The sequence below is a fragment of the Pseudomonas sp. IT-232MI5 genome (assembly GCF_949767845.1).
Classification (GTDB): domain Bacteria; phylum Pseudomonadota; class Gammaproteobacteria; order Pseudomonadales; family Pseudomonadaceae; genus Aquipseudomonas.
This window is the reverse complement of record NZ_CATKQE010000057.1, coordinates 1-24,081: the sequence shown is the minus strand read 5'-3', so window position 1 is coordinate 24,081 and position 24,081 is coordinate 1. Positions and strand designations below refer to the sequence as shown.

The following is a 24,081-nucleotide window of genomic DNA, read 5'->3' as shown; positions in this document are numbered from 1 at the left end:
ACAGGGTTTTGCATCAGATTGACGGTCTCAGCTCCATCGCAATCATCGGCTTGCTCCGCGCATACCGGCTCAACCGCTCCGCCATCGCCTGGGGCAGCGCCGGGTCGAAGGTGAACCCGCGCCGCTCATAAAACTCACGCAGATCCGGATGGCAGAACAGCCACACCGGCTCGCTCACATTCTGCACCGCCGCAGCGATCAACTGCGCGGCAATCCCCTGCTCACGACATCCCGGATCAACAAAAAGCCCGGTCAACCAGTGCCCTCCCGCCACCGGTCGCAAACACAACGCGGCAACAATTTCTCCCCGTCGCGCGACCCACAGCTGCGCATCGCGAACAGCTTTCATCGACGATTGATGGCTGCGGTAAAACTTGTTCATCAACGGCCATAACGACTCGTCGAGCAGGCTGTATTGGGTGTCGGGCATGGGATCGGACTGTCGGCGCTGAAAGCGGCGATTATAAAAGAACGCACGCAACAGGATAGGTGTATACCTGAGCCTACATCCCCTGTGAGTGGAGTACGCATCATGTCCAAAGGTATGGATTCAAAGAAAGCCGCGAAGAAGAAACCGGCCAAGACCGCGATTGAAAAACGCGCAGAGAAGAAAGCCAAAAAGGTCGACATCTTCGGTCACTGATCACGCCTTTCCGGAGCCCGGTTCTCGGGCTCCTGCCTGAACCCGAAAATAATCTGCAAGATTGCGCATCGTCGTTGCACAGAAGGGCAAGAATCCCGTTCCGAGCAATGCCATGCCCCATTACTTCGACGCCGCCCATCGTCAGCAGATCGAAACCCTGCGCCAACGCTTTACCGCCCGCACCGAATGGCCGACCTGGCTGTTGCTGATCGGCGTCTATGGCGGCTGGTTTGCCATTGTTCTCAATAGTCACTGGCTCGGTCGTGGCTTGAGCACGCTGTTGCTGATCCCGTTGCTGGTGCTGTGGCTGTCGTTGCAGCACGAGTTGCTGCACGGGCATCCGACGCGCTGGGTGCGCTTCAACAAGATCCTTGGCTACGCGCCGTTTGCCGTGTGGTATCCGTACACGCTGTATCGCGACAGCCATTTGTTGCATCACCGCGATGAGGATCTGACTGTGCCCGGCGTCGATCCGGAAAGCCGCTATCTGACCCGCGTTGGCTGGCAGCGCAGTTCGCTGTTCGAGCGCAGCTTGCATTGGTTGAACAAAACCGTGCTCGGACGCTTCCTGGTTGGCGCCCCGCTAGCGCTGCTAGCGTTGGCCAAAGAACAGTTGCAGCCGCTGAAAAACGGCGAGCGCCAGGCCTGGCTGATGTGGTTGACTCATGGTGCGTTTACATTATTGATGCTGTGGTTTGTCGCCCGTGTCAGCGCGCTGCCGGTCTGGCATTACCTGCTGCTGATCAGCGTACCGGCGCTGTCGATCGCGATGATCCGCTCCTACTATGAACACCGTCCCCACGCACAACCCGAACAGCGCACGGTGTTGAACGAAGCGGCTTGGCCGTGGCGCTGGTTATTTCTGAATCTGAATTTTCATCTGGTGCATCACGACTTGCCCAAGCTTGCGTGGTACGACTTGCCCAAGGTTTACCGGATGCATCGCGAGCAATGGATCGCGCGCAGTGGCGGGTTTCTCGTGCGCGGGTATGGCGAGTTCTGGCGACGCCATGTTTTGAAGCCAATCGACAGCCCCGAGCATCCTTACCACTAACCCAAGAACACCACAAAACCCTGTAGGAGTGAGCCTGCTCGCGATAGCGGTGTGTCAGGCGCCGAAGATGTCACTGATGCACCGCTATCGCGAGCAGGCTCGCTCCCCCATTGGCTATTTGTAACTCGGAAAATATGTGTATGGCTCAACACCACACCGAACTCCTGATGTACATCGCCCCCGAGTCAATCCGCGTGGCGAATGAGCGCTGGATTGCGCGCATTCTTGAGCTGCTTGGCCACACTCGCTTGAGCGCTGAAGGCCTGTCGTTGCCCGAACTCTGGTTATCACCCGATCTGCTGCTCACGCAAACCTGCGGCTATCCGCTGATGACCGCTTTGCGCGGACAAGTGCGCATCGTCGGACGTCCTTGCTACGAACTGCCTGACGCCAGCGCCGGCAATCATTGCAGCCTGATCCTCGGCCGCGCTGATGACTCACGCAAAACGCTAGCGGACTTTCAAAACAGTCGAGGGGTGATCAACAGCGAAGATTCCAACAGTGGCATGAACCTGCTGCGTCAGCGTCTGGCGTCGTTGCAGCAAAACGGGCAGTTCTTCGCCTCGGTCGGCATCAGCGGCGGCCATCGCGGGAGCCTGCGCTGGCTGCGCGAAAACCGCGCCGATCTGGCCGCCATCGACAGCGTCACCTACGCCTATCTGGCGCAATATGCACCGGAAGAAGTCCGTGCCTTGCAGGTGATTGCGCGCAGCGCCCTGAGCCCGACCCTGCCGTTCATTACCGTCGCCAGCGCCACGGACGAGCAGGTTGAGACGTTGCGGCGGATGATGAATCTGACTTTGCGCGAACTGCCCGAGGTCGCGCAGACCTTGGGGTTGCCTGAGGTGCTTGCTGCCAGCGAAAGCGATTATCAGATCTTGCTCGACTACCAACGTGAGGCTGAAGAATGGGGCTATAGCCACTTACGCTAAAAGATCGCAGCCTTCGGCAGCTCCTACATCGAATGCGTACACCTGTAGGAGCTGCCAAAGGCTGCGATCTTTAGTTTTTATATTCTCTAATAGAATATAAAAATGAAATTTAAATATTATTAAAGAATAAGGCGCCTTGCTACGATCGCGCCACCGGAACACCGGACATTCAGCGACCCCTCATCAAGGAGCCCCTATGTCCGGCGCCGACCTTTCCCATCGTCACACCGTGGACGGCCTGTTTCGCGCCCACTATCGCTGGCTCTGTGCTTATCTGCACCGTCATCTGCATGACGCGGCCAGCAGCGAAGACATCGCCGCCGAAACCTTCGCCCAATTGCTCGATGCCCCGGCACTGACGGCCATTCGTGAACCTCGCGCCTTGCTGACGACCATCGCCCAGCGTCTGCTGTATCAGCGCTGGCGACGTGCTGATCTGGAGCGTCGTCATCGCCAGTCAATCGACATTGATTACGCCGCCTCGCCTGAAGAATTCGTCCAGCAATCGCAAACGCTCACTCGACTCGACCACAGCTTGCAGCGCTTGCCCGGCAAAGTCCGCGCGACGTTTCTGCTCGCCCGCATCGACGGCCTGACCTACCCGCAAATCGCCACCGAACTGGGCATCTCCCAGCGCTCGGTCAGCGTTTACATGAACCGTTCCCAAGCGTTGTGCGATCGCCACAGCGCCAACCAATTCCTGCAAGACAAGAGGTCCGCATGAGATCGATCAAAACCCTGCTCGGCACGTCGTTGCTGGCTCTGAGCCTCAGCGTTGGTGCTGTTTCGGCTACGGAAAAAACCACGCCGATCCACTTCGGCGACATCACCTGGGAGAGCGGCAGTTTCATCACCGAAGTGCTGCGCCTGATCGTTGAAAAAGGCTATGGCTACCCGACCGACACGTTGCCCGGCAGTACGGTCAGCCTTGAGGCCGCATTGGCGAAAAACGATATCCAGGTGATTGGCGAAGAATGGGCCGGGCGTAGTCCGGCGTGGGTCAAGGCGGCCGCCGAAGGCAAGGTGTTCGGTTTGGGCGATACGGTCAAAGGCGCCACCGAAGGCTGGTGGGTACCTGAGTATGTGATCAAGGGCGACCCTGAGCGCGGGATCAAAGCGTTGGCGCCGGAGTTGAAGTCGGTGGCGGATCTGCCGCGCTACAAAGACGTGTTCCGCGACCCGGAAGATCCGTCGCGTGGGCGCTTCCTCAACAGCCCGACCGGCTGGACCTCGGAGATCGTCAACAGCCAGAAGCTCAAGGCTTATGCGCTAAATGACAGCTTCGTCAACTTCCGCACCGGTTCCGGCGCGGCGCTGGATGCCGAGGTGGCATCGTCGATCAAACGGGGCAAACCGGTGTTGTTCTACTACTGGTCACCGACGCCGCTGCTTGGCCGATTTAAACTGGTCAAATTGGAGGAACCGCCATTCGATGCCGAGGCCTGGAAGACCCTGGCCGATGCCAACAATCCCAACCCCAAGGGCACCCGCTCAATGCCGGCGAGCCTGGCGATTGGCGTATCGGCGCCGTTCAAGGCGCAGTATCCGGAGTTGGTGACGTTTTTTGAAAAGGTCGATCTGCCGATTGAACTGCTGAACCAGACCCTGGCCGGGATGAGTGAAAAACGTTTGCAGCCGAGGGTGGTAGCGCAGGCGTTTTTGCGTGATCAGCCGCAGGTCTGGAAGCCTTGGGTGCCTGCAGAGGTGGCGACCAAGGTGACTGGAAGTCTGTAAGTCGTTTCTGTCGTTTTTGTAGTGTTTGTAATGGCCTCATCGCTGGCAAGCCAGCTCCCACAGGAATTGCGCTGATTTGCAGAAGCGCAGAATCCTGTGGGAGCTGGCTTGCCAGCGAAAGCGTCTGCCCCGCCAGCAATTCTCCCCGCGCTGAACCGTTTCTTGTGCAAAAAGTGCCAGATACTGGCCGACTAGTGGCCTTGCGCAGGTCTTTGCACTGGCTATGCTTCCCGTAACTAACTATGTCGACCGTCATGTCAAAACTTGCCGGACGCACAGCTTAGTCCGTGAATTCATGCTGCCAGAGTGCGCAACCCAAGGCACCGACACTGAACCAACAAGGAGCGTCGCTTACATGGAAGTTCTTCAACGCGTTAGGGCTGGCCCGCGTGCGGGCTATCAAGAGAAGGATGTCTTGATTAGAGCGTCGCTGCATGGACGCTCCGATTGATCATCATTTATCACCTGACAACTTCCTCCCGTGGAGGAATGCGTGTGCCTGTTCTGTGGAACGTAGTGGTGGATCGTGAAAGAACTGAACTTTCATCAAATCAAAAGTCCGCGCGGAAGGTGATACAACCATGTTCAACCTACATCACAAGGCTGACCTGCAGGAAATCGAGCGCTTCAGCTGCGCCCTGACCGAGGCCAACGCCAAGTTGGCGGCGATCAGCCGCTCGATGGCAATGATCGAGTTCAGCCCTGACGGCATCGTTCTGGATGCCAATGAAAACTTCTGCAAGACCATGGGCTACAGCGCCGATGAAGTGCGTGGCAAACATCATCGGGTGTTTTGTGAAGAGGCTTTCTATCGCAGCGAGGAGTACGCCAAATTATGGCGTGACCTGGCTCGCGGTGAGCCGATCAGCGGGACTTTTCTGCGTTTGAACAAGGCCGGCAGGGAAGTCTGGCTCGAAGCCAGTTACATGCCGGTGTATGGCCCGGACAAGCAAGTCCACAGCGTGATCAAAGTGGCTGCCGACATCACCGCTCGGGTGAATAAAGAGCACGAAGAAGAAAGCATGCTGGCGGCGATCAGCCGTTCCATGGCGGTGATCGAGTTCACCCCGGAAGGCAATGTCATTGCCGCCAACGACAACTTCCTCAAGACCATGCAGTACTCGCTCAACGAAATCGTCGGTCATCACCACAGCCTGTTCTGCCATCGTGCCGAAGCCGAGTCTGCGCAGTACAAGGCATTCTGGGCCTCGCTCAACCGTGGCGAATATCACTCGCACCGTTTCGAGCGCAAGAACAAGTCGGGGCAAATGGTTTATCTCGAAGCCTCGTACAACCCGTTATTCGATGCCAAAGGCCGCCTGTACAAAGTGGTGAAGTTCGCCAGCGACATCACCCATCAAATGACCACCTTGCAGAACGCCGCCGAATCGGCCCACAGCACCTCGGTACAAAACGACGCCTGCGCGCAAAAAGGCTCACAGGTCGTACAGCAAACCGTGCAGATCATTCAGGACATTTCCCGCGACCTCAACGAAGCAGCGGCGAGTATCGATGCGGTGAGCAAACAGTCGGACATCATCGGCACCATCGTTCAGACCATTCGCGGCATTGCCGATCAGACCAACTTGCTGGCGCTCAACGCGGCAATTGAAGCGGCGCGGGCCGGGGAGCATGGGCGCGGATTTGCGGTAGTGGCGGATGAGGTGCGTAGCCTCGCGGCGCGCACCAGTCAGGCGACGCTGGAGATTGTCGAGGTAGTGCGCAAAAACCATGACCTGTCGCTGAGTGCGGTGTCGAGCATGCAATCAAGTCTGAGCCGCACCGGGCTCGGGGTTGAGCTGGCGAATGAGGCGGGGGAGGTGATTCTGGAAATTCAGCAGGGCTCCCGGCATGTGGTGGATGCGATCAGCCAGTTCAATGAAACCCTGCAACTGAACTGATTCCACAAAGTGGCCTGTAGGAGCTGTCGAGTGGAACGAGGCTGCGATCTTTTGATTCGTTGTTGGAAGCAAGATCAAAAGATCGCAGCCTTCGGCAGCTCCTACAGGGGTACCGTGCGGTAGCCTGGAATCCGTGGTCTCAGAGCGCAGCGAGAAACTTGCCCGCCTGCTTGTCGCTGTCCTTCACATCGTTGTCTTTCTCCGCCTGCGCCTGCGCCAACTTCATCTTGTCCTGCAAGCGCTCGGCGATCTCTTTGCCGATGGCCAGTTGTTTCTCCGGCGGCATGGCTTTGATGTCGTCTTCGGTCAGCCCCATCGACTGCAGGATACTGTCGCGCAGACGCTGTTCCGGCGTCTTGCTCATGTAATCCTTGAACTCGTCGGTGGCGGACTTTGCCGAGGTTGTGGTGGCATCGGTGGCTTGCAGGTTGACGCGGGTCTTGGCGAACGCTTCGTCGACGTTGTCGCTGATGCGCGTGGCTTCGCTGACTTGCTGAGTGGCAATCTGCGTGGCCGAGTCCTGCACCTTGGCGGTGGCTTCGGCGGTTTGCGCTTGGGTCTGGTTTTGCAGGGTTTGCAGCATGGCGCCGTGCAGACCACCCTGCAGACCGGCGGCAGCAGTGGACGTCGCATCGTCATTCAGCGCTTTGGGCAGATGAATGATTTGCTGTTGTTTGGCACTGATCAACATGATGTGTGGACCTGAGGGTAATTGCTGACTGGCGTATCGGAGCAATTACCGTGCCTTCTAAGTAAGTCCTTTTATTTCAACAAGTTGACCATTGGCCAAGTGTGCGTGGCGGTCATCCCTTGCCGATAAGCGGCAGAGGATGACCGTTGCCACCCTCAGCGATGGGCAATGTTCTCCAGCGCCAGATTGCGTGTACGCGGGCCGAACCAGCCGATGGTTACCATCACGATCAGCATGCTGCTGACGATGAATGCCAATACCCCCGGCGTACCGAAGTTGTCGAGAAACAGGCCGATCAACAGACTGCTGAACACCGTCGACAACCGACTGAACGAATAGCAGAAACCCACAGCGCGGGCGCGGATGTTGGTCGGGAACAGTTCGCTCTGGTACGAGTGATAACTGAAGCTCAACCAGGCATTGCAGAAGGTGATCATCACCCCGCAGAAGATCAGCCCGAACGCGCTGGTCTGCAGGGCGAACAGGGTACCAAAGGTCATCGCGCCGAGGGCCGAGCCGACGATCTGCCATTTGTTTTCGAAACGATTGGCGAACTTCACGAACAGCAGCGGCCCGAGCGGGTAGGCGAGGGTGATGATGAACGCATACATCAAACTGTGGGTGACACTGACACCCTGACCGGACAGCAGCGCCGGCAGCCAGTTGCCGAAACCGAAGAACCCAATGGCCTGGAAGATGTGGAAGACAATCAGCATCAACGCGCGGCGGCGATACGGCGGCTGCCAGATGTCGGCGAAGCGACCCTTGCCTTCGACGTCGACCGGAACGGTTTCCGGCGTATCCAGCGGTTTACCGTGATCCTTCTCGCATCGTGCTTCGATGCCATCGAGAATCCGCTTGGCTTCATCAAAGCGGCCATGTTGCGCGAGCCAGCGCGGCGATTCCGGCAGACGCTTGCGCAGCCACCAGATAAACAGCGCAAACACCGCGCTCGCCAACACCACCCAACGCCAGCCGGACACGCCGAATGGCGCCTGCGGCACCAGCCACCATGACATCAACGCCACCGCGGGCACCGACAGAAACTGTACGAAAAACGCAAAAGCAAATGCCGAACTGCGCATGCGTTTGGGCACCAGTTCCGAGAGGTAAGCGTCGATGGTCACCAGCTCGATACCCAAACCGATGCCAACCAGAAAGCGCATGCAAATGATGCCCAGCGCCGAGCTCTGAATGCCCATCAACACCGTCGCCACCGTGTACCAGACCAGCGCGAAGGTGAAGATCGCGCGACGACCAAAACGATCAGCCAAAGGGCTGAGCAGGCTGGCGCCAAGGAACAGACCGAGGAACGTCGCCGAGGCGAACGCCGCCTGATCGGAGAAGCCGAACACGCCCTGATTACCAGTGGCGAAGATGCCGTCGCGGATCAGACCGGGGCTGATGTAGGCGGTCTGAAACAGATCGTAGAGTTCGAAGAAACCACCGATTGACAGCAGCGCCACCAAGCGCCAAATCGTCGCGACCGCCGGAAGGCGATCGATGCGGGCGGACACCTGAGCGGCGCGGATCGGGTCGATGCCGTCGCTTTGCGCGGCGGCGGGGGCGTGTGCAGTCATGGGCTGATCCATTTTTTATTGATGGAAAAGCTTAGCCTGCTATCGGAGTTAACGGATTGTGAATATCGGCGGTTTAACCGGGTAAACCGCTGATTCCTTGCAATATCTGTTTACGAATTAACGATTTATGCCGCAGCCGCCGAATCCGGTAGTGCCGACGCTGGCAAGCCGAAGATCCGGTCGAACAGCCAGTTGAAGGCAAACGTGTAGCACGGAATGAAAATGATCAGCGCCAGATCCAATAGAAACGCCTGCACCAGACTGATGTTCATCCACCAGGCGATCAACGGAATCAGGAACACGATCAGCGTCAGTTGAAAGCCGACGGCATGAGCAATGCGTCGTTTCACCGTGCGGGTGCGCGATTGCTGGCGGCTTTCCCAGTGCTCGAACATCGAGGTGTAAATGAAGTTCCAAGTCACGGCGATGGTGGTGATGATCACCGCCAGCGGCCCGGTGCTGCCCGGCGACGTGCCGGATAACAGCGCCAGACCGAGGGCGGAGAAGGTCATGCCGATCACTTCGTAGAGCGACACGTAGACCAGTTTGCGTTTGACGCCTTGCATGGGGATTTGCCTCTTTCTTGCCGTTTGTTGGCCAGCGGGACTGGCGAAGGCGGCGAAAGATAGCTTCAATAGGGCTGACAGAAAAAGTCAGCTACTTTCAGTTCTATTGATAGGTGTTCAGGGTGAATTTCAACAGCGACAGTATCGAGCTGTTTCTTGCGGTGATTGAGCGCGGCTCGTTTTCAGCGGCGGCTCGCGCATTGGGTCGGGTGCCTTCCGCCGTCAGCATGAGCATTGGCAACCTTGAAGCCGAACTGGGTTATCTGCTGTTCGACCGCAGCCATCGCGAACCGCAACCCACGGCGATGGCGCTGTCGCTGGTGCCCCATGCGCGGCTGATCGCTGAGCAGCTCAAGCAACTGCAAGTGCACGCGGTGGAATTGTCGTTGGGGCTGGAGAGCAAATTGTCGATCGGCGTGGTCGCGGACATCGACCGCCGTCGTTTGCTGGCGGCAATCAAGGAGATCGCCGAACGACATCCGCTGCTGGATATCGAAGTGCTGACCGCGCCGCAAGATGACGTGCTGGCGATGCTGCACAGCGGCCGGGTCAGCGTGTGCCTGGCGTTCGCCGGGCTGAGCATGAATGTGCTGGAGCGTTTTCAGTTTGTCGGCAGCGAGCGGATGATCGCCACGCTGGCGGCGGACAGCCCGTTGTTGCAGGGGCAGGATGTGTTTCTTGAAGATCTGGTGCACGTGCGGCAGATCATCGTCGCCAGTCGCGACTTGCCGATCAGTGAGACGCGACCGTTGGTGGCGGAGTCGTATTGGCGCACGGACAGCCTTGAGACGGCGATGGAAATGGTCGAGGCGGGATTGGGTTGGGGTAACTTTCCGCTGTCGGTGGTGCAGCCGCGGATCGACTCCGGGCGACTGAAACGGCTGAATTTTCGCAACATCGAAAACGGTCTGGTGATGCCGGTGCACGCGGTGTGGCTCAAGAGCCAGCCATTGCAGAAGGGCGCGCATGCCCTCGTCGAATTGTTGGGCGGTTGATCGTTCCCACGCTATGCGTGGGAATGCAGCCCGGGACGCTCTGCGTCCCATCAAAAGCCGAACGCGGAGCGTCCGTTGAGGCATTCCCACGCAGAGCGTGGGAACGATCGGTGAAGGGTTGTGTTTCAACTCAGCGTTTGTGAAGGGTCAGGTGCTCTCGCGGATCTTCAGTTCAAAGCCCATGTCTTCAACCGGGCGCGCGACGCTGTTACCGGCCATCAACGTCAGCATCTGCTCCGCCGCGCGCCGGCCAATCGCTTCACGCGGGGTATTGATGCTGCTCAAGCGCGGCACCATGTGTTCGGACATCGGCAAGTCGTTGAAACCAAGAATCGCCACTTGCTCAGGAATCTTGATGCCATTGCGCAGCGCTTCCAGCAAAGCGCCCTGGGCCAAATCGTCGTTACCAAAGAAGATCGCATCGACATCCGGGTGCGCCGCGAGCAACTGCAAAAACAGTTCCCCGCCCAAGCCCACCGATGAAGAGCGAGGCGTCAGCACTTCCAGATCCGGGTCATAACGCCCGGCCTTCTGCAACGCTTTGCGAAAGCCTTCGCCACGCAACAACGTGCGCTGATCGAGTTGCGCGCCAATGTAAGCCAGACGCTTGCGCCCACGGGAGAGCAAATGTTCGGCCGCCGTCTCGCCAGCACTGAGTTGCGAGAATCCCACGCAATTCACCCCGGCCGCACTGTCCAGTTCCATCATGTACACGCAGGGAATGTTGCTCGCCTCGATCATCCGTCGCGAACTTTCGGTGCGGTCAAACCCGGTCAACAAGAAACCGCGCGGCTGATAGGCCATGTAGTTGCGCAGCAGGTTTTCTTCTTCATCGCGTGAATAGTGGAAGTTGCCGATCAGCACTTCGAAGCCTTTGGGCGTGAGCACCCGATGAATGGCTTCCAGCGTATCGATAAACAAAAGGTTGGACAGCGAAGGCACTAAGACAACGACCGAATGGCTCTGCGCCGAGGCTAAAGCGCGGGCGGCCGGGTTGACCACATAGTTGAGTTCGAGGGCGGCTTTCTGCACTTTTTCCACTAGTTCTGTGGCCACGGTGCTGACCCCGCGCAAGGCGCGAGAAGCGGTAATCGGGCTGACACCGGCGAGGCGGGCAACTTCATTCAGGGTGGGACGGCCGGTGGTGCGGGTATTTTTATCGTTTTTAGGGGTGGTCATCGACGGCTTGCCAAACAAAAATCAAGGCACTAAGGTAGCGCTGTCCTGATGCAGCTGTAAATGCGTAAGCGAGGTCCTGCCTGATCTTCGCTTTTTGGTGTTGGGAACAAACCTGCTGCAACCCAAAAAAACGACAAGAAGGCGTCGGCAACTTCTGCCTGTGCACTAGAGTCATAGCTAGCAAAGGTAGCGCTGTCTGCGCGCTGAGGTGTTATATGAGTCATCCCATCACCGCCCTGGTCATCATGGGCGTTGCCGGTTGCGGCAAGACGTGCGTCAGCGAGGCCCTGTGCCAATTGAGCGGCGCCACTGCCATTGAAGGCGATACTTTCCATCCGGCCGCGAACATCGAAAAGATGAGCGCGGGGATCCCCCTGAACGACGACGACCGTGCCGGCTGGCTCGACAGCCTGTGCGATGAACTGCGTCGCGTCGATGCATCGGGCAAACGTCCGGTGCTGACCTGCTCGGCCCTTAAACACAGTTATCGCGAAGTGTTGCGCAGTGCCTTGCCGGGCCTGGGCTTCGTGTTTCTCGAATTGACCCCTGAAGTTGCCGCTGAGCGTGTGTCCCATCGTCCGGGCCACTTCATGCCGGCCACGCTGATCGAAAGCCAGTTCGCCACCCTCGAGTCGCCCAAGGGCGAACCGTTGACGTTGGCCCTGAATGCCTCGATCCACAGCGTTGAAGAACTGGCGTCCCAGGCTCACGTCTGGTGGCAGGCCCACGGTCTGAAACAGGCGGTATGAGTGTGTTGAAAGAGATAGCGCTGTCCTCCCGACTTCTGTTTAACCCGCTTTAATAACAACAACAATCCAGGAGACACCCCCAATGTTTGGCATGTCCCACGACGCCTACCTGCTGCTCGATGCAGTGGTCACGGTAATCGGCCTGATTATCCTGATCACCAAATTCAAGATTCACCCATTTATCTCCCTGACCATCGCTGCTGCGTTCCTCGGTCTGACCTCCGGCATGCCGATCGGCACCATCATCAAGGCGTTCCAGGACGGCTTCGGTGGCGTCCTCGGTTTCGTCGGTATCATCCTTGCGCTGGGCACCATGCTCGGCAAAATGATGGCCGAGTCGGGCGGGGCGGATCAAATCGCCCAGACCCTGATCCGTGCGTTCGGCAAAGACAAAGTCCAGTGGGCGATGATGTTCGCCGCGTTCCTGGTGGGCATCCCGCTGTTCTTCGAAATCGGCTTCGTGCTCCTGATTCCGTTGGTGTTCATCGTTGCCCGTCGCACCGGCGTGTCGATCATCAAGATCGGTATTCCGCTGCTCGCCGGCCTGTCCGCCGTGCACGGTCTGGTGCCGCCGCACCCGGGCCCGCTGCTGGCCATCGGCGTGTTCGGTGCTGACATCGGCAAGACCATTCTTTACGGTCTGATCGTTGCGCTGCCGACGGCAATCATTGCCGGTCCGATCTTCGGTACGTTCATCGCCAAGCACATTCCGGGTCACCCGAATCAGGAACTGGTCGATCAACTGGCCCGTGAAAGCGACGACTCGACCAAGCTGCCAAGCTTCAGCATCACCCTGATCACCGTGCTGTTGCCGGTGTTCCTGATGCTGCTGAAAACCTTTGCTGACGTGGCGTTGCCGGACGGTCACTTCTTCCGCACCTGGATGGACATGATCGGTCACCCGATCTCGGCACTGCTGCTGGCGTTGCTGTTGTCGCTGTACACCTTCGGGCACAAGCAGGGCATCGGTTCCCAGCAAATGCTCAAGTGGCTCGACGCAAGCCTGGCGCCAACCGCGGCGATCATCCTGATTATCGGTGCTGGTGGCGGCTTCAAACAGATGCTGGTCACCAGCGGTGTCGGCGACGTGATCGGCCACATGGCCGTTAGTGCGCAGATCTCGCCGATTCTGCTGGCGTGGCTGGTGGCAGCGGTGATTCGTATCGCGACCGGTTCGGCCACGGTGGCGACCATTACCGGCGCGGGCATTGTGGTGCCGGTGGTGGGGATGATTCCGGGTGTGAACCGTGAGCTGCTGGTACTCGCTACCGGTGCCGGTTCGTTGATTCTGTCGCACGTGAACGACGCCGGTTTCTGGCTGGTTAAGCAGTACTTCAACATGACCGTGGCCGAGACGTTCAAGACCTGGACGGCGATGGAAACCATCCTCTCCATCGTCGCGTTGGGCTTTATCCTGCTGTTGTCGCTGTTCGTTTAAGCGGCTTCTCGCAGACACAAAAAAACCGCAGCGATGCGGTTTTTTTGTGGGTGAAATTTCGAGGCCGGACACATTCCCTTGTAGGAGTGAGCCTGCTCGCGATAGCGGTGTATCAGTGCCATTTACGGTGACTGACACACCGCTATCGCGAGCAGGCTCACTCCTACAGGTTTTGTGTTAGCCGCCAGTTTTTGCGACTAAGCCATCCGCCCGGAACATCCCGCGAATCCCGCGCACCGCCTGACGAATCCGGTCCTGGTTTTCGATCAGCGCAAAGCGCACGTGATCATCGCCATACTCACCAAAACCAACCCCCGGCGAGACGCAAACTTTAGCCTCGGCCAGCAATTTCTTGGCGAATTCCAGCGAACCCAGATGCGCGTACTGCTCGGGAATCTTCGCCCAGACATACATCGACGCCTTCGGGTTCTCGACCATCCAGCCCAGTTCATGCAGACCTTTGACCAGTACGTTGCGACGCTGGCGATACTGCTCGGCGATGTCGCGCACGCATTGCTGATCGCCTTCCAGCGCAGCAATCGCCGCCACCTGCAGCGGAGTGAAAGTGCCGTAGTCGTGGTAGCTCTTGATCCGCGCCAGCGCGTTGACCAGTTCCGGGTTGCCGACCATGAAACCGATGCGCCAGCCGGCCATGTTGTAGCTCTTGGACAGGGTGAAAAACTCCACCGCGATGTCCTTGGCGCCCGGTACTTGCATGATCGAGGGGGCTTTCCAGCCGTCGTAGACGATGTCGGCGTAAGCCAGATCGTGAATCACCAGTACGTCGTACTGCTTGGCGAGGGCGATCACCCGTTCGAAGAAATCCAGCTCCACGCACTGCGCGGTCGGGTTCGACGGGAAGCCGAGGATCATCATTTTCGGCTTCGGAATCGAGCCACGAATCGCTCGTTCCAGTTCATCGAAGAAGTCCACGCCCGGCACCAGCGGCACCGAACGCACCTGGGCGCCGGCAATCACCGCACCGTAGATGTGAATCGGGTAGCTCGGGTTCGGCACCAGCACAGTGTCGCCTTGATCGAGGGTCGCCAGCATCAAATGCGCCAGGCCTTCCTTGGAACCGATGGTGACAATGGCTTCGCTTTCCGGGTCGATATCGACCTCGTAGCGCTGCTTGTACCAATTAGAAATCGCCCGGCGCAGGCGTGGAATGCCCTTTGACGTCGAGTAACCGTGGGTGTCTTCGCGTTGCGCAACTTGCACGAGTTTTTCGACAATGTGCGGCGGCGTGGCGCCGTCGGGGTTGCCCATGCTCAAGTCGATGATGTCTTCACCACGACGACGCGCGGCCATCTTCAGCTCGGCGGTGATGTTGAAAACGTAAGGGGGGAGTCGATCTATGCGCGCAAAGCGGCGCGGCGAACCTTGTTCAGCCATTGTTGCCTCGGATAACGTAAGCGCCCGGAACCGTCCGAGCGACGCTGGTCACTGCGGTGACCTGTGGCGGAAGATAAGGTCAGTGATGGCATACTGTCCAGCCCGTTTGTAAACAATTTTGTCCCAAGGAAATCGGTAGATGGAATTCACCAGCGGCTTCTTGCTGAGCCTTTCGCTGTGCCTGGATATCGGCGTGGCCAACATCGCGATGATCACCCTGGCGATGCAGCGCGGTTACTTTCAGGGCTTCGCGCTGGGCCTCGGTACCTGTGTCGGCGACCTGATTTACGCGGTGCTGGCGCTGGCCGGCATGACGGTTTTGCTGCAATACGAAACAGTGCGCTGGGTGCTGTGGATTGGTGGTTCGGCGCTGCTGATCTACTTTGCAGCGAAGATGATTTACTCGGCGATTCACCACGAGGCGCAGTTGGCGGCCACGGCGGAAGTGGGGCAGAACTCCCATCGCAAGGAGTTCTTCCGGGGCATTTTTCTCGCGATGTCGTCGCCGAGCGCGATTCTCTGGTTCGCTGCTGTTGGCGGTACGTTGATCGCCCGTTCCGGTGGCGGTGGGCCGGTGAGTTCGGCGCTGTTCCTTGGCGGTTTCCTTTGCGCCGGGCTGCTGTGGTCGGCGGGTTTATGCTTTGCCGCGAGCCATGGTGGCAAGCTGTTGGGCGATAAGCTGTTGCGCTATTCCTACCTGGCATCTGCAGCGATCTTCTGCTATTTCGCGGTGTACGTGATCGTATCTGGCTATAACGAATTTGTCGGTTCCGGCGCCGTCGAGCAGTTGCACGCGCTGTAAACGTGCGAATCGGCTTTGGCTTTCTATACTCCCAGCCGAACCCCTCTTTTGTTCCAGGAGTCGAGTCATGGATGAGCAAAAACGCGTCGAAGTGGCTGAACCTCGCTTCGAACATGGACACTTCCTGCTGATTGCAGGTTTTCGCGGTCGATTTACCCAAGACACAGCCAAAGACATTCCGGCGCTGTGGGAAAAGTTCTTGCCGCACCTGGGAAAGATCCAAGGGCAAAAGAACGAAGTGACCTACGGTGTTTGCTGCAATTTCGACGGCAAGGGTGGCTTCGATTACATCGCCGGGGTGGAAATCAGCAAGCTTGATGACCTCGATCAGAAGGTCTATCAGTGGGTGGAAGTGCTGCCCCGGCAATACGCGGTGTTCGAGCACAAGGGACCGCTCGATCAATTGCCGCAAACCCTGCAATACATCTACAAAACCTGGTTGCCGAGCTCTCACTACGTGGAGCTCAACGCCCCGGAACTCGAGCGTTACAGCGCCGACTTCAACCCGAAGGAGCACACCGGCAAACTGGAAATCTGCGTGCCTGTCGATACCAAGGTTTGAGCGGACAAGCATGAGGCGGATCCATGTCCGCCTCATGCTTTCAACGCTGTTTACGTCGCGCCCGCAACAGGTCGATGCCCAAGGTGATAAAGCCGAAAGTACTGATGCCCAACACCATCAACAGGCCGATTTCAACGCTGCTCATAAGCGGTTTCCCCCAAGGGTGATCAGAGACACACCGCAGAAATAGCCCGCTCCGACCGCGAAGAAAAGCGCTTATACGCAAGCTTTACGCCGCCCGTGCGCATCGATATGCAGGCCTTATTCCTTTATGCTTTCGGCACTTTCTTCTGCTGATTTCCGAGCCGCCATGAACACCCTCATCCGCAACGTCACCGCCGCCGACCTGGACCGCTGCTACGCCATCGAAACCGTTGCCTATGAAGGCGACGAAGCGGCGACCCGCGAGAAGATCGCCACGCGCATCGCCACCTGGCCGGAAGGCTTCGTGGTGGCCGAAGTGGATGGCGTCGTCGCAGGCTTCATCAATTCCGGCGCGGCGTTTGATGTGCAGATGTCGGACGAGGCGTTCAAGGAACTGATCGGCCACGACCCGAAAGGGCCGAACGTGGTGATCATGTCGGTGGTGGTGCACCCGGATTATCAGGGGCAGGGTTTGGCCAAGCGCTTGATGGGCGAGTTTATCGAGCGTATGCGCGGGATGGATAAGGCGACCATTCATTTGATGTGCAAGGAACAGCACATTCCGTTGTATGCCGGGTTTGGCTTTGCCTACATCAAACCGTCGGAGTCGGATCACGGCGGCATGGCGTGGCACGAGATGATCCTCACGCTCTGATTCAATCCCGATACTGATCGTTCCCACGCTCCGCGTGGGAATGCCTCCTGTGACGCTCTGCGTCACGACTTTGGGACGCAGAGCGTCCCCGGCTGCATTTCCACGCAGAGCGTGGGAACGATCATTCACGGGAGGGTCAGTAAAGGGTGTCGCTTACTCGTTTCGGCGCTTCACGGTCGTAGGTTTCGGCATCGAACTGGCCATCATTCAGGCGCTTGTGGAAGGTGCCAGCAGAGGGCAGGGCTGAGCGCGGCAAGTGCGTTTCCGGGTTCCACGCATCGGAGCGGACGAAGGCTTTCGAGCAATGAAAGAACGCCGCCTCCACTGTCACCAGCAACACCGTTTTCGCCGGTTTTCCATTCACCGCAAAGCTTTCCAGCAACTGTGAATCTGCACTGATCGTCGCTGTGCCATTGACCCGCAACGTTTCACCAATCCCCGGAATGATGAACAGCAACGACACCCGCGAATCCTGCAGCACATTGCGCAAGGTATCGATGCGGTTATTGCCCGGGCGATCCGGCAGGGCCAGGGTGCGCTCATCAATGATCCGCACAAACCCGGCTTTGTCACCGCGCGGCGAATTATCCAGGCCATCGGCGCCCACCGAGCTGACGATCACCAGCGGCGAAACCCGCACCATCGCCTGGTAATCCTCGTTGAGAAAACCGATCTGCTTGCGCACCGCCCGCTCGTGGGGCAATCCGTAAATAGCTTCCAGTGCTTCGATTGAATCGATCATCGTGCTTCCCTCGATGACTTAGAAAAACAGCCCCATGCGCCGCTCATAACCGATTCGGCCCTTGTACGCTTCGCCGCTGTCGACGTAACCGTGTTTGGCGTACAGCGCGATCGCCGCGTCGTTATCGGCATCCACTGACAACTCTAACCCTTTGATCTCCGGCCACGCCTGACGCGCAACCTCGGGCAGTGCTTGCAGACACGCCTTGCCGAAACCCTTGCCCTGCGCCCTGCGATCAACCTGCAACGCATGCAAGGTGGCGCTGTGTTCATTGGCCCAGGCCGGCAACACCGGCGGGCGTTTGAGCAGCAGAAACGCCACCGGCACTTCATCCGCCAACAGGGCAAAACCCTTCACGCCGGGGCCGGGCTTCGACAGCAGCGTGTGCAACGCACCATGAATATCGCCAGAGAACTTGATCTGCTCGGCATGGATTTCAATCGCCTCTACTTGCTCACGCTGCAAGGCGTTGAGGCTGTCGTACGGCACGAGTTGGGCTGACACGGGAATTTCCTTTTTCCTACAAAGATAAGCCTCGGATTCTAGCGATTTTGTCTTCTGTAGAATTTTTTTGTTTGCTCTGTCGATCTGCCGGTTCACCAAGCGACTAAGAGTGTCTTCACAACAAAAACCACGGAGAACACCATGAGCGCACAATCTGAAATCCAGACCCTGATCAACACCTACCGCGAAGCCGTCATGACCAAGGACGTGGAGAAAGTCATGGCGTTGTATGCCGACGACATCGTCTCCTTCGACGCGATCAAGGCCCTGCAATTCAAAGGCAAAGCCGCCTACCGCGCGCACTGGGTCGACTGCATGGAAATGTGCCCCGGCCCGCACATTTTCGAGTTCCACGAAATCGCCATCGAAAGCGCCGACAACATCGCCTTTGCGCACTGGGTGGCCAACTGCGGCGGCACCAACGACAAGGGCGAAACCCAAAGCTGCTGGATGCGCGTCACCGCCTGCTATCGGCAGGTCGGCGGAGCCTGGAAAATCGTCCACGAACACTGGTCGGCGCCGTTCGATCCGATGAGCGGCGCGACCCTGTTTGATGTGCAGCCCTGATCTTCAGCCATAGTTGAACCGTCCGCTTCAGGAGAACGCCATGAAGTATTTATGCCTGGTCTATAGCGATGAGCACCTGCTGCATTCGTCGCCCGACAGCCCGAAAGACGCTGAGTGCTGGGCGTACGCCGAGTCGATTCAGGGCAGCGGGCGGATGGTTGCTGCCGAGGCGCTGGAGTCGGTGCAGACCGCCACCACGGTGCGCATGCGTAACGGCAAAATGTCGATCACCGACGGCCCGTTCGCCGAAACCAAGGAGCAACTGGCCGGCTTCTACCTGATCGACGCCAAGGACCTCAACGAAGCGCTCCAGGTCGCCGGCAACATTCCGGCGGCGCGGGTCGGCAGCGTTGAAGTACGCCCGGTTCGACAGTTGAATGTCTGAGGTTCGGGCGCGGGTCGAACAGGTCTATCGCGAAGACTCGCGGCGGATTCTGGCGACACTGATTCGCCTGCTCGGCGATTTCGACCTCGCCGAAGAAGCCTTGCACGAGGCGTTCTTCGTCGCGGTCGAACGCTGGCAGCGCGACGGCGTACCGGACAATCCGCGCACCTGGCTGGTGTCGACCGGGCGCTTCAAGGCGATTGATGTGTTGCGTCGACGTGCACGCTTCAAAGCTTCACAGCCCTTGCTGTTGGCGCAGTTGGAAGAACTCGAGCAGGCCGACTGGAGTGGCGAGGACGTGGAAGACGATCGTCTGCGGCTGATCTTCACCTGTTGTCACCCGGCGCTGGCGGCGGATGCGCAAGTGCCGCTGACCTTGCGCGAAGTCTGCGACCTGACCACCGAGGAAATCGCTCGCGCCTTTCTCTGCGCGCCAGCGGCGATTGCCCAGCGCATCGTGCGGGCGAAAGCCAAGATCCGTGATGCGAAAATCCCTTATCAAGTACCGAGCCTGAGCGAATTGCCCGAACGCCTCGACAGCGTGTTGCGGGTGATTTATCTGGTGTTCAACGAGGGGTATTCGGCGTCGATTGGCGCGGAGTTGATCCGTGAGGATCTGACGCGTGAGGCGATCAGGCTGGGGCGGTTGTTGATGGAGTTGCTGCCGGAGCCGGAGGTCATGGGGTTGTTGGCGATGATGCTGTTGCACGAATCACGGCGACCGGCGCGGACTTCGCCGAGTGGTGAACTGGTGCTGCTGGATGATCAGGATCGTGCCTTGTGGGATGCCGGGTTGATTGCCGAAGGGTGTGCGCTGGTCGAGCGTGCGCTGACCACGCGGCGGTTTGGGCCGTATTGTTTGCAGGCAGCGATCGCGGCGGTGCATGCCGAGGCGCCGTCAGCGGCGGAGACGGATTGGGCGCAGATCGTCGGGCTGTATGACGTACTACTGCGCGCGGTGCCCTCGCCAGTGATTGAATTGAATCGAGCGGTCGCGGTGGCCAAGCGCGACGGGGCGCTATCCGGGTTGAGTCTGATTGAAGGGATTTTGGCGCGCGGCGAATTGCAGGATTACCACTTGGCGCATTCTGCGCGGGCGGAGTTTTGTCGGCAGTTGGGCCGGGTGGAGGAGGCGCGGGCGGCGTATTTGCGCGCCTTGGAGCTGACCCGGCAAGAGCCGGAGCGGCGGTTTATTGAAGGGCGGCTTTCGGCGCTGGAATTGCCCTCACCCTAGCCCTCTCCCAAGGGGAGAGGGGACAGATTGGGGAATATTGGAGAATTTCACCGACTTGAACGATCGGCTTTGAATCCAGAATCGATCCAGTCTGGTCGAGGTTAAGGCCGCAATGAATCCAGAATCGACCCAATCTGGTTGAGCTTTAAGGTCGCAGTGAATCCAGAATCGATCCAGTGTGGTCGAGGATTAAGGTCGCAATGATTCCATAATCGACTCGGTCTTTCAGGTCGATGTCTGACGCAAGACACCTCGGTCGGCTCCCTCTCCCTCCGGGAGAGGGCTGGGGTGAGGGGCTTTTGACTTCAGGCTTGCCAGCGATCAGCAGCGCCGTTATTCCAGCATCTTGCTCAGTAACCAACTCCCCGCCGGCCCCGGCGGATACAGCCGCGACCACAAGGCATCGACAAACACCGGTTTCGGCCAGCCGCGCACTTTCAACTCCACCAGCAAATCATTGCCATAACGCTGCGCCAGCCAACGCGGCAGCGGCGCCCAGCCAAACCCCTTTTCGGCCATTTCCAGCAGCATCAGATAACTTGGCGCCGACCACACGCGACCTTTGCCACGGCTGTCATACGGATTGACGATGGTCGCCAGGCGCAATTCACGGTGCTGTTCCAGGATCTGCTGGTCAATGTGACCAAGCCTGGCCAGCGCATGGTCGCGATTGACGAACAAGGCGATTTCCGTGCGCTCGGCCACTGTCGACGTCACCAGATCCGGCGGGTAGTTCTCTTGCATCTCAGCGAAGGCCAAGTGCGCGCGACCGCGTTGCACCAGCTCAATCAAGTCATCGCATTCGGCAATCAGACATTCCAGTTCCAGATCCGGATAACGCTGCTCAAACCCGACCAACGCCGCTTCAAAACGGTACGACTGATAAGTGTCGGAAATCGCCACCGTCAGCTTCGGTTCGACGCCTTGGGACAACTGTCGTGCGGTCATTTCCAGGCGACTGCTGGCCGCCAGAATCGCCTCGGCGCGTTGCAGCATCACATGCCCGGCCGGGGTCAGCGTCGGTTTACGACTGCTGCGATCGAACAACTGCAGGTCCAGATCGATCTCAAGACTGGCCACTGCCGCGCTGATGGTCGACTGACTGCGCCCGAGTTTGCGTGCCGCTGCGGAAAACGAGCCTTGGGTGGCTGCCTGAACAAATGCCAACAGCACTTCTTGCGAAATCATCAACTATCGCCTTGATCGATGGTTATTGGTTATGAAGTATCGATGCGAGCATAGATCATGGCAATCATATTCACTCAAGGACTCAGGCCATGACTGCCCACAAATCCATCTCTGAACGTATTTTCCAAGCCGTTGGTTTCGAACTGCTGGCCATCCTGATCTGCACACCGTTGCTGGCGTGGATCATGCAAAAACCGATGCTGGAAATGGGCGCGGTGACGGTGTTGATCGCCCTGTTGGCGCTGGGTTGGAACGTGGTGTTCAACCGCTTCTTCGATCGTATGCTTGCGCGCATGAACGTTGCGCACAATGCTTGGGTGCGAGTGGTACACGCGCTGCTGTTCGAGGGTGGTTTGATCGTAATGGGCGTGCCACTGATTGCCTGGTGGTTGTCGGTCAGCCTGTGGCAGGCGTTTTTGCTCGACATCGGCGTGTTGCTGTTCTTTCTGCCGTACACCTACGTTTATCACTGGAGCTATGACGTTTTGCGCGAGCGCTTCATGACGCGCAACGCTTGCCAGAACTGACGCCTACCTTTGTAGGAGCTGCCGAAGGCTGCGATCTTTTGATCTTGATTTTTAACAGCAAGATCAAAAGATCGCAGCCTTCGGCAGCTCCTACAGGGGGTAAGTGTTTTCAGTAAGAGTTAGAGGAACATGCCGCCGGATGCCTCAACCCGCTGGCCATTGATCCACTGTCCACCCGGCGACAGCAGCAACGCCAATGCCCCGCCAATATCATCCGGTTGCCCGGCACGGCCCAGCGCGGTATTGCTGGCGACCATCGCATTCACTGCTGAGTTGTCGCGTACTGCGCCACCACCGAAGTCAGTTTCGATGGCCCCCGGCGCAAGAATGTTCACGCCAATCTGCCGCGCACCCAGCTCTTTGGCCTGATAACGGGTCAGCACTTCCATCGCGCCTTTCATCGCCGCATAAGCGCCGTAACCCGGCAGGCTGAAACGGGTCAGGCCGCTGGAAATATTGATGATCCGGCCGCCGTCGTTAATCAGTGGCAGCAATTGCTGGGTCAGGAAGAACGGCCCTTTCAACTGGATGTTCATCAGCAGATCGAACTGCTCCGGCGTGGTTTCGGCAAACAGGGCATGCACGCCGATCCCGGCGTTGTTGATCAGGAAATCAAAACGCTGACGGTCGAACGTCTGCTGCAATGCCTGCTCAACACGTATACCAAAATCGGCAAAGGTTTCGCTGCGGCCGACGTCCAGTTGCAGCATCACGGCTTTCGCGCCGAGTGCCTGCAGTTCGGTTACCAGTGCCTGGGCTTCATCGGCGCGGCTGTTGTAGGTGCCGATGATGTCGATGCCTTGAGCGGCAAGATGCAGTGCGGCGTTTTTACCGAGGCCACGGCTGGCGCCGGTGATCAATGCGATTTTACGGTTCATAGGGACTTCCTCGATTGCAGTGATTGGTGATGGGCTCAGTTTATTTATCCGTCCTGAGGTGATAAACAGAGTGAATCCGGAATCACTGATCGGCTCAGCCGAACAATCTACGAGCGGCCCATGAACAAACTGGAACTGCTGCGCACCTTCGTCAGGGTCAGCGAGCTGTCGAGTTTCACCCTCGCTGGCGAGAGCTTGGGCTTACCGCGCTCGACCGTGTCCGAACACGTGCAAGCGCTCGAAGCACTGCTCGGTACACGCCTGCTGCAACGCACCACGCGCAAGGTTCAGGCGACGCAGGACGGTTTGGTGTTATACGAACGCAGCAAGGACCTGCTCTCGCACATGGACGAGATCGAAGGCCTGTTTCGCCAGGACGAAGCGTCGCTGACCGGGCGCATTCGGGTCGACATGCCGAACATTCTCGCGCGGCGCCTGATCATGCCGCGCTTGCCGCAGTTCATGGAGCGTCACCCGAATCTGGAGCTGGAAATCAGCAGCACCGATCGCCGTGTTGATCTGCTCAGCGAAGGCTTCGATTGTGTGGTGAGGATTGGCGCGCAGCCGGATCAATCGGTGGTGGCGCGGCACCTCGGTGACTTTCCCATGGTTAACTGCGCCAGCCCGGCCTACCTTGAGCGCTACGGTGTGCCGCAGACCCTGGAAGATCTCGCGCAGCATCGGCTGGTGCATTACGTCGGCGTGCTCGGCTCGCGTTCGGAAGGTTTTGTGTACGAGGAGGGCGGTCAGGTTAAACGCTTGCCGATGGCAGGCAGCATTACGGTCAACAGCACCGACGCTTACGAGTCGGCGTGCCTCGGTGGATTTGGTCTGACGCAGGTGCCGCGTACCGGCATGCAGCCGCATCTGGATAACGGCGAACTGGTGACTGTGTTGCCGCAATTCACCGCGCCGGCGATGGGGATTTCATTGTTGTATGCGCGGCAACGGCATTTGCCATTGCGGGTCAGGGTGTTTATGGATTGGCTCGGCGATCTGATTCGCTCTGCGCTCTGAACCTGAACACCGGTCAAAA

26 protein-coding genes and 1 pseudogene are annotated in these 24,081 nt (G+C 58.5%); 17 read left to right on the top strand and 10 right to left on the bottom strand.

The features are described 5' to 3' along the window. Positions 1-13 precede the first annotated feature (13 nt). Entirely contained in the window at positions 14-430 is a 417-nt protein-coding gene (locus ACM6JQ_RS23260; RefSeq protein WP_007917838.1) for a GNAT family N-acetyltransferase, read from the bottom strand. 325 nt (positions 431-755) lie between these two features. Between ACM6JQ_RS23260 and ACM6JQ_RS23255 the strand changes: the two genes are divergently transcribed. From ACM6JQ_RS23255 to ACM6JQ_RS23230, 6 genes and pseudogenes are all read left to right on the top strand, one after another. Beyond that, positions 756-1,697 carry a fatty acid desaturase gene (locus ACM6JQ_RS23255; RefSeq protein ID WP_414894739.1) on the top strand — a complete coding sequence of 314 codons (942 nt, stop codon included), beginning with the start codon at positions 756-758 and terminating at the stop codon, positions 1,695-1,697. A gap of 140 nt (positions 1,698-1,837) precedes the next feature. Next, on the top strand, positions 1,838-2,629 hold the full coding sequence (locus ACM6JQ_RS23250) for a phosphate/phosphite/phosphonate ABC transporter substrate-binding protein (protein WP_414894738.1): 792 nt from the start codon (positions 1,838-1,840) through the stop codon (positions 2,627-2,629). 196 nt (positions 2,630-2,825) lie between these two features. Next, entirely contained in the window at positions 2,826-3,353 is a 528-nt protein-coding gene (locus tag ACM6JQ_RS23245; RefSeq protein WP_414894737.1) for a sigma-70 family RNA polymerase sigma factor, read from the top strand. Continuing rightward, positions 3,350-4,363: an ABC transporter substrate-binding protein gene (locus tag ACM6JQ_RS23240; RefSeq protein ID WP_414894736.1), complete on the top strand. Its 1,014-nt coding sequence runs from the start codon at positions 3,350-3,352 to the stop codon at positions 4,361-4,363. Before ACM6JQ_RS23245 ends, ACM6JQ_RS23240 begins: the two co-directional genes overlap by 4 nt. 581 nt (positions 4,364-4,944) lie before the next feature. Continuing rightward, positions 4,945-5,721: pseudogene (locus ACM6JQ_RS23235) on the top strand (PAS domain-containing protein); the annotation flags it as partial. 3 nt (positions 5,722-5,724) lie between these two features. Next, positions 5,725-6,264 (top strand): methyl-accepting chemotaxis protein, encoded by a 540-nt coding sequence (locus tag ACM6JQ_RS23230; protein WP_225919999.1) that lies wholly within the window; start codon positions 5,725-5,727, stop codon positions 6,262-6,264. Between the two features lie 139 nt (positions 6,265-6,403). On the opposite strand, the gene ACM6JQ_RS23225 is transcribed toward ACM6JQ_RS23230, so the two are convergent. The 3 genes from ACM6JQ_RS23225 to ACM6JQ_RS23215 all read right to left on the bottom strand — a co-directional run bounded on the left by ACM6JQ_RS23225 (position 6,404) and on the right by ACM6JQ_RS23215 (position 9,101). Continuing rightward, complete coding sequence (locus ACM6JQ_RS23225; protein ID WP_414894735.1) at positions 6,404-6,955, bottom strand: hypothetical protein; 552 nt, start codon at positions 6,953-6,955, stop codon at positions 6,404-6,406. Positions 6,956-7,110: 155 nt separating this feature from the next. Continuing rightward, positions 7,111-8,535, bottom strand: a complete 1,425-nt coding sequence (locus ACM6JQ_RS23220; protein WP_414894734.1) for an MFS transporter — start codon at positions 8,533-8,535, stop codon at positions 7,111-7,113. 125 nt (positions 8,536-8,660) lie between these two features. Next, positions 8,661-9,101: a PACE efflux transporter gene (locus ACM6JQ_RS23215; protein WP_095112248.1), complete on the bottom strand. Its 441-nt coding sequence runs from the start codon at positions 9,099-9,101 to the stop codon at positions 8,661-8,663. A gap of 122 nt (positions 9,102-9,223) precedes the next feature. Here ACM6JQ_RS23215 and ACM6JQ_RS23210 point away from each other — a divergent pair, with 122 nt between their 5' ends. Beyond that, positions 9,224-10,096 (top strand): LysR family transcriptional regulator, encoded by an 873-nt coding sequence (locus ACM6JQ_RS23210; protein ID WP_095112247.1) that lies wholly within the window; start codon positions 9,224-9,226, stop codon positions 10,094-10,096. 147 nt (positions 10,097-10,243) lie between these two features. On the opposite strand, the gene ACM6JQ_RS23205 is transcribed toward ACM6JQ_RS23210, so the two are convergent. After that, a complete protein-coding gene (locus ACM6JQ_RS23205; RefSeq protein ID WP_007917805.1) occupies positions 10,244-11,275 on the bottom strand; it encodes a LacI family DNA-binding transcriptional regulator in 1,032 nt (343 codons plus the stop codon). Positions 11,276-11,490: 215 nt separating this feature from the next. Between ACM6JQ_RS23205 and ACM6JQ_RS23200 the strand changes: the two genes are divergently transcribed. Together ACM6JQ_RS23200 and ACM6JQ_RS23195 are read left to right on the top strand one after the other, a co-directional pair. Then, positions 11,491-12,024 (top strand): gluconokinase, encoded by a 534-nt coding sequence (locus ACM6JQ_RS23200; RefSeq protein WP_007917804.1) that lies wholly within the window; start codon positions 11,491-11,493, stop codon positions 12,022-12,024. Positions 12,025-12,106: 82 nt separating this feature from the next. After that, complete coding sequence (locus tag ACM6JQ_RS23195; protein ID WP_095112245.1) at positions 12,107-13,462, top strand: GntP family permease; 1,356 nt, start codon at positions 12,107-12,109, stop codon at positions 13,460-13,462. A 177-nt stretch (positions 13,463-13,639) separates the two neighbouring features. On the opposite strand, the gene alaC is transcribed toward ACM6JQ_RS23195, so the two are convergent. Next, the gene (gene alaC, locus ACM6JQ_RS23190) at positions 13,640-14,857 is read right to left on the bottom strand and encodes an alanine transaminase (RefSeq protein ID WP_077574233.1); all 1,218 of its coding nucleotides are present in this window, start codon (positions 14,855-14,857) and stop codon (positions 13,640-13,642) included. A gap of 139 nt (positions 14,858-14,996) precedes the next feature. On the opposite strand from alaC, the gene ACM6JQ_RS23185 reads away from it, so the two are divergent. The 3 genes from ACM6JQ_RS23185 to ACM6JQ_RS23175 all read left to right on the top strand — a co-directional run bounded on the left by ACM6JQ_RS23185 (position 14,997) and on the right by ACM6JQ_RS23175 (position 17,020). After that, entirely contained in the window at positions 14,997-15,659 is a 663-nt protein-coding gene (locus tag ACM6JQ_RS23185; protein WP_007917797.1) for a LysE family translocator, read from the top strand. A gap of 67 nt (positions 15,660-15,726) precedes the next feature. After that, positions 15,727-16,221: a GyrI-like domain-containing protein gene (locus ACM6JQ_RS23180; protein ID WP_007917791.1), complete on the top strand. Its 495-nt coding sequence runs from the start codon at positions 15,727-15,729 to the stop codon at positions 16,219-16,221. 310 nt (positions 16,222-16,531) lie between these two features. Next, on the top strand, positions 16,532-17,020 hold the full coding sequence (locus ACM6JQ_RS23175) for a GNAT family N-acetyltransferase (protein ID WP_414894733.1): 489 nt from the start codon (positions 16,532-16,534) through the stop codon (positions 17,018-17,020). Positions 17,021-17,156: 136 nt separating this feature from the next. On the opposite strand, the gene ACM6JQ_RS23170 is transcribed toward ACM6JQ_RS23175, so the two are convergent. Continuing rightward, on the bottom strand, positions 17,157-17,762 hold the full coding sequence (locus ACM6JQ_RS23170; RefSeq protein ID WP_414894732.1) for a pyridoxamine 5'-phosphate oxidase family protein: 606 nt from the start codon (positions 17,760-17,762) through the stop codon (positions 17,157-17,159). Between the two features lie 18 nt (positions 17,763-17,780). Then, on the bottom strand, positions 17,781-18,266 hold the full coding sequence (locus ACM6JQ_RS23165) for a GNAT family N-acetyltransferase (RefSeq protein WP_007917784.1): 486 nt from the start codon (positions 18,264-18,266) through the stop codon (positions 17,781-17,783). A gap of 141 nt (positions 18,267-18,407) precedes the next feature. Here ACM6JQ_RS23165 and ACM6JQ_RS23160 point away from each other — a divergent pair, with 141 nt between their 5' ends. From ACM6JQ_RS23160 to ACM6JQ_RS23150, 3 genes are read left to right on the top strand one after another with little or no spacing between them, the layout of a single operon-like run. Beyond that, the gene (locus tag ACM6JQ_RS23160) at positions 18,408-18,833 is read left to right on the top strand and encodes a YybH family protein (RefSeq protein ID WP_414894731.1); all 426 of its coding nucleotides are present in this window, start codon (positions 18,408-18,410) and stop codon (positions 18,831-18,833) included. Between the two features lie 40 nt (positions 18,834-18,873). Further along, a complete protein-coding gene (locus ACM6JQ_RS23155; RefSeq protein WP_007917779.1) occupies positions 18,874-19,218 on the top strand; it encodes a YciI family protein in 345 nt (114 codons plus the stop codon). Further along, positions 19,211-20,452, top strand: coding sequence for an RNA polymerase sigma factor (locus ACM6JQ_RS23150; protein WP_007917778.1), 1,242 nt, complete (start codon positions 19,211-19,213; stop codon positions 20,450-20,452). Before ACM6JQ_RS23155 ends, ACM6JQ_RS23150 begins: the two co-directional genes overlap by 8 nt. 333 nt (positions 20,453-20,785) lie before the next feature. Here the strand turns inward: ACM6JQ_RS23150 and ACM6JQ_RS23145 are convergent, their stop codons facing one another. Beyond that, entirely contained in the window at positions 20,786-21,640 is an 855-nt protein-coding gene (locus ACM6JQ_RS23145) for a LysR family transcriptional regulator (RefSeq protein WP_414894730.1), read from the bottom strand. Between the two features lie 89 nt (positions 21,641-21,729). Between ACM6JQ_RS23145 and ACM6JQ_RS23140 the strand changes: the two genes are divergently transcribed. Then, the gene (locus ACM6JQ_RS23140; protein WP_414894729.1) at positions 21,730-22,167 is read left to right on the top strand and encodes a multidrug/biocide efflux PACE transporter; all 438 of its coding nucleotides are present in this window, start codon (positions 21,730-21,732) and stop codon (positions 22,165-22,167) included. Between the two features lie 119 nt (positions 22,168-22,286). Here the strand turns inward: ACM6JQ_RS23140 and ACM6JQ_RS23135 are convergent, their stop codons facing one another. Continuing rightward, positions 22,287-23,045, bottom strand: a complete 759-nt coding sequence (locus ACM6JQ_RS23135; RefSeq protein WP_414894728.1) for an SDR family NAD(P)-dependent oxidoreductase — start codon at positions 23,043-23,045, stop codon at positions 22,287-22,289. A gap of 120 nt (positions 23,046-23,165) precedes the next feature. Between ACM6JQ_RS23135 and ACM6JQ_RS23130 the strand changes: the two genes are divergently transcribed. Further along, positions 23,166-24,062: a LysR family transcriptional regulator gene (locus ACM6JQ_RS23130; RefSeq protein WP_007917769.1), complete on the top strand. Its 897-nt coding sequence runs from the start codon at positions 23,166-23,168 to the stop codon at positions 24,060-24,062. The last annotated feature ends 19 nt before the right edge of the window (positions 24,063-24,081 follow it).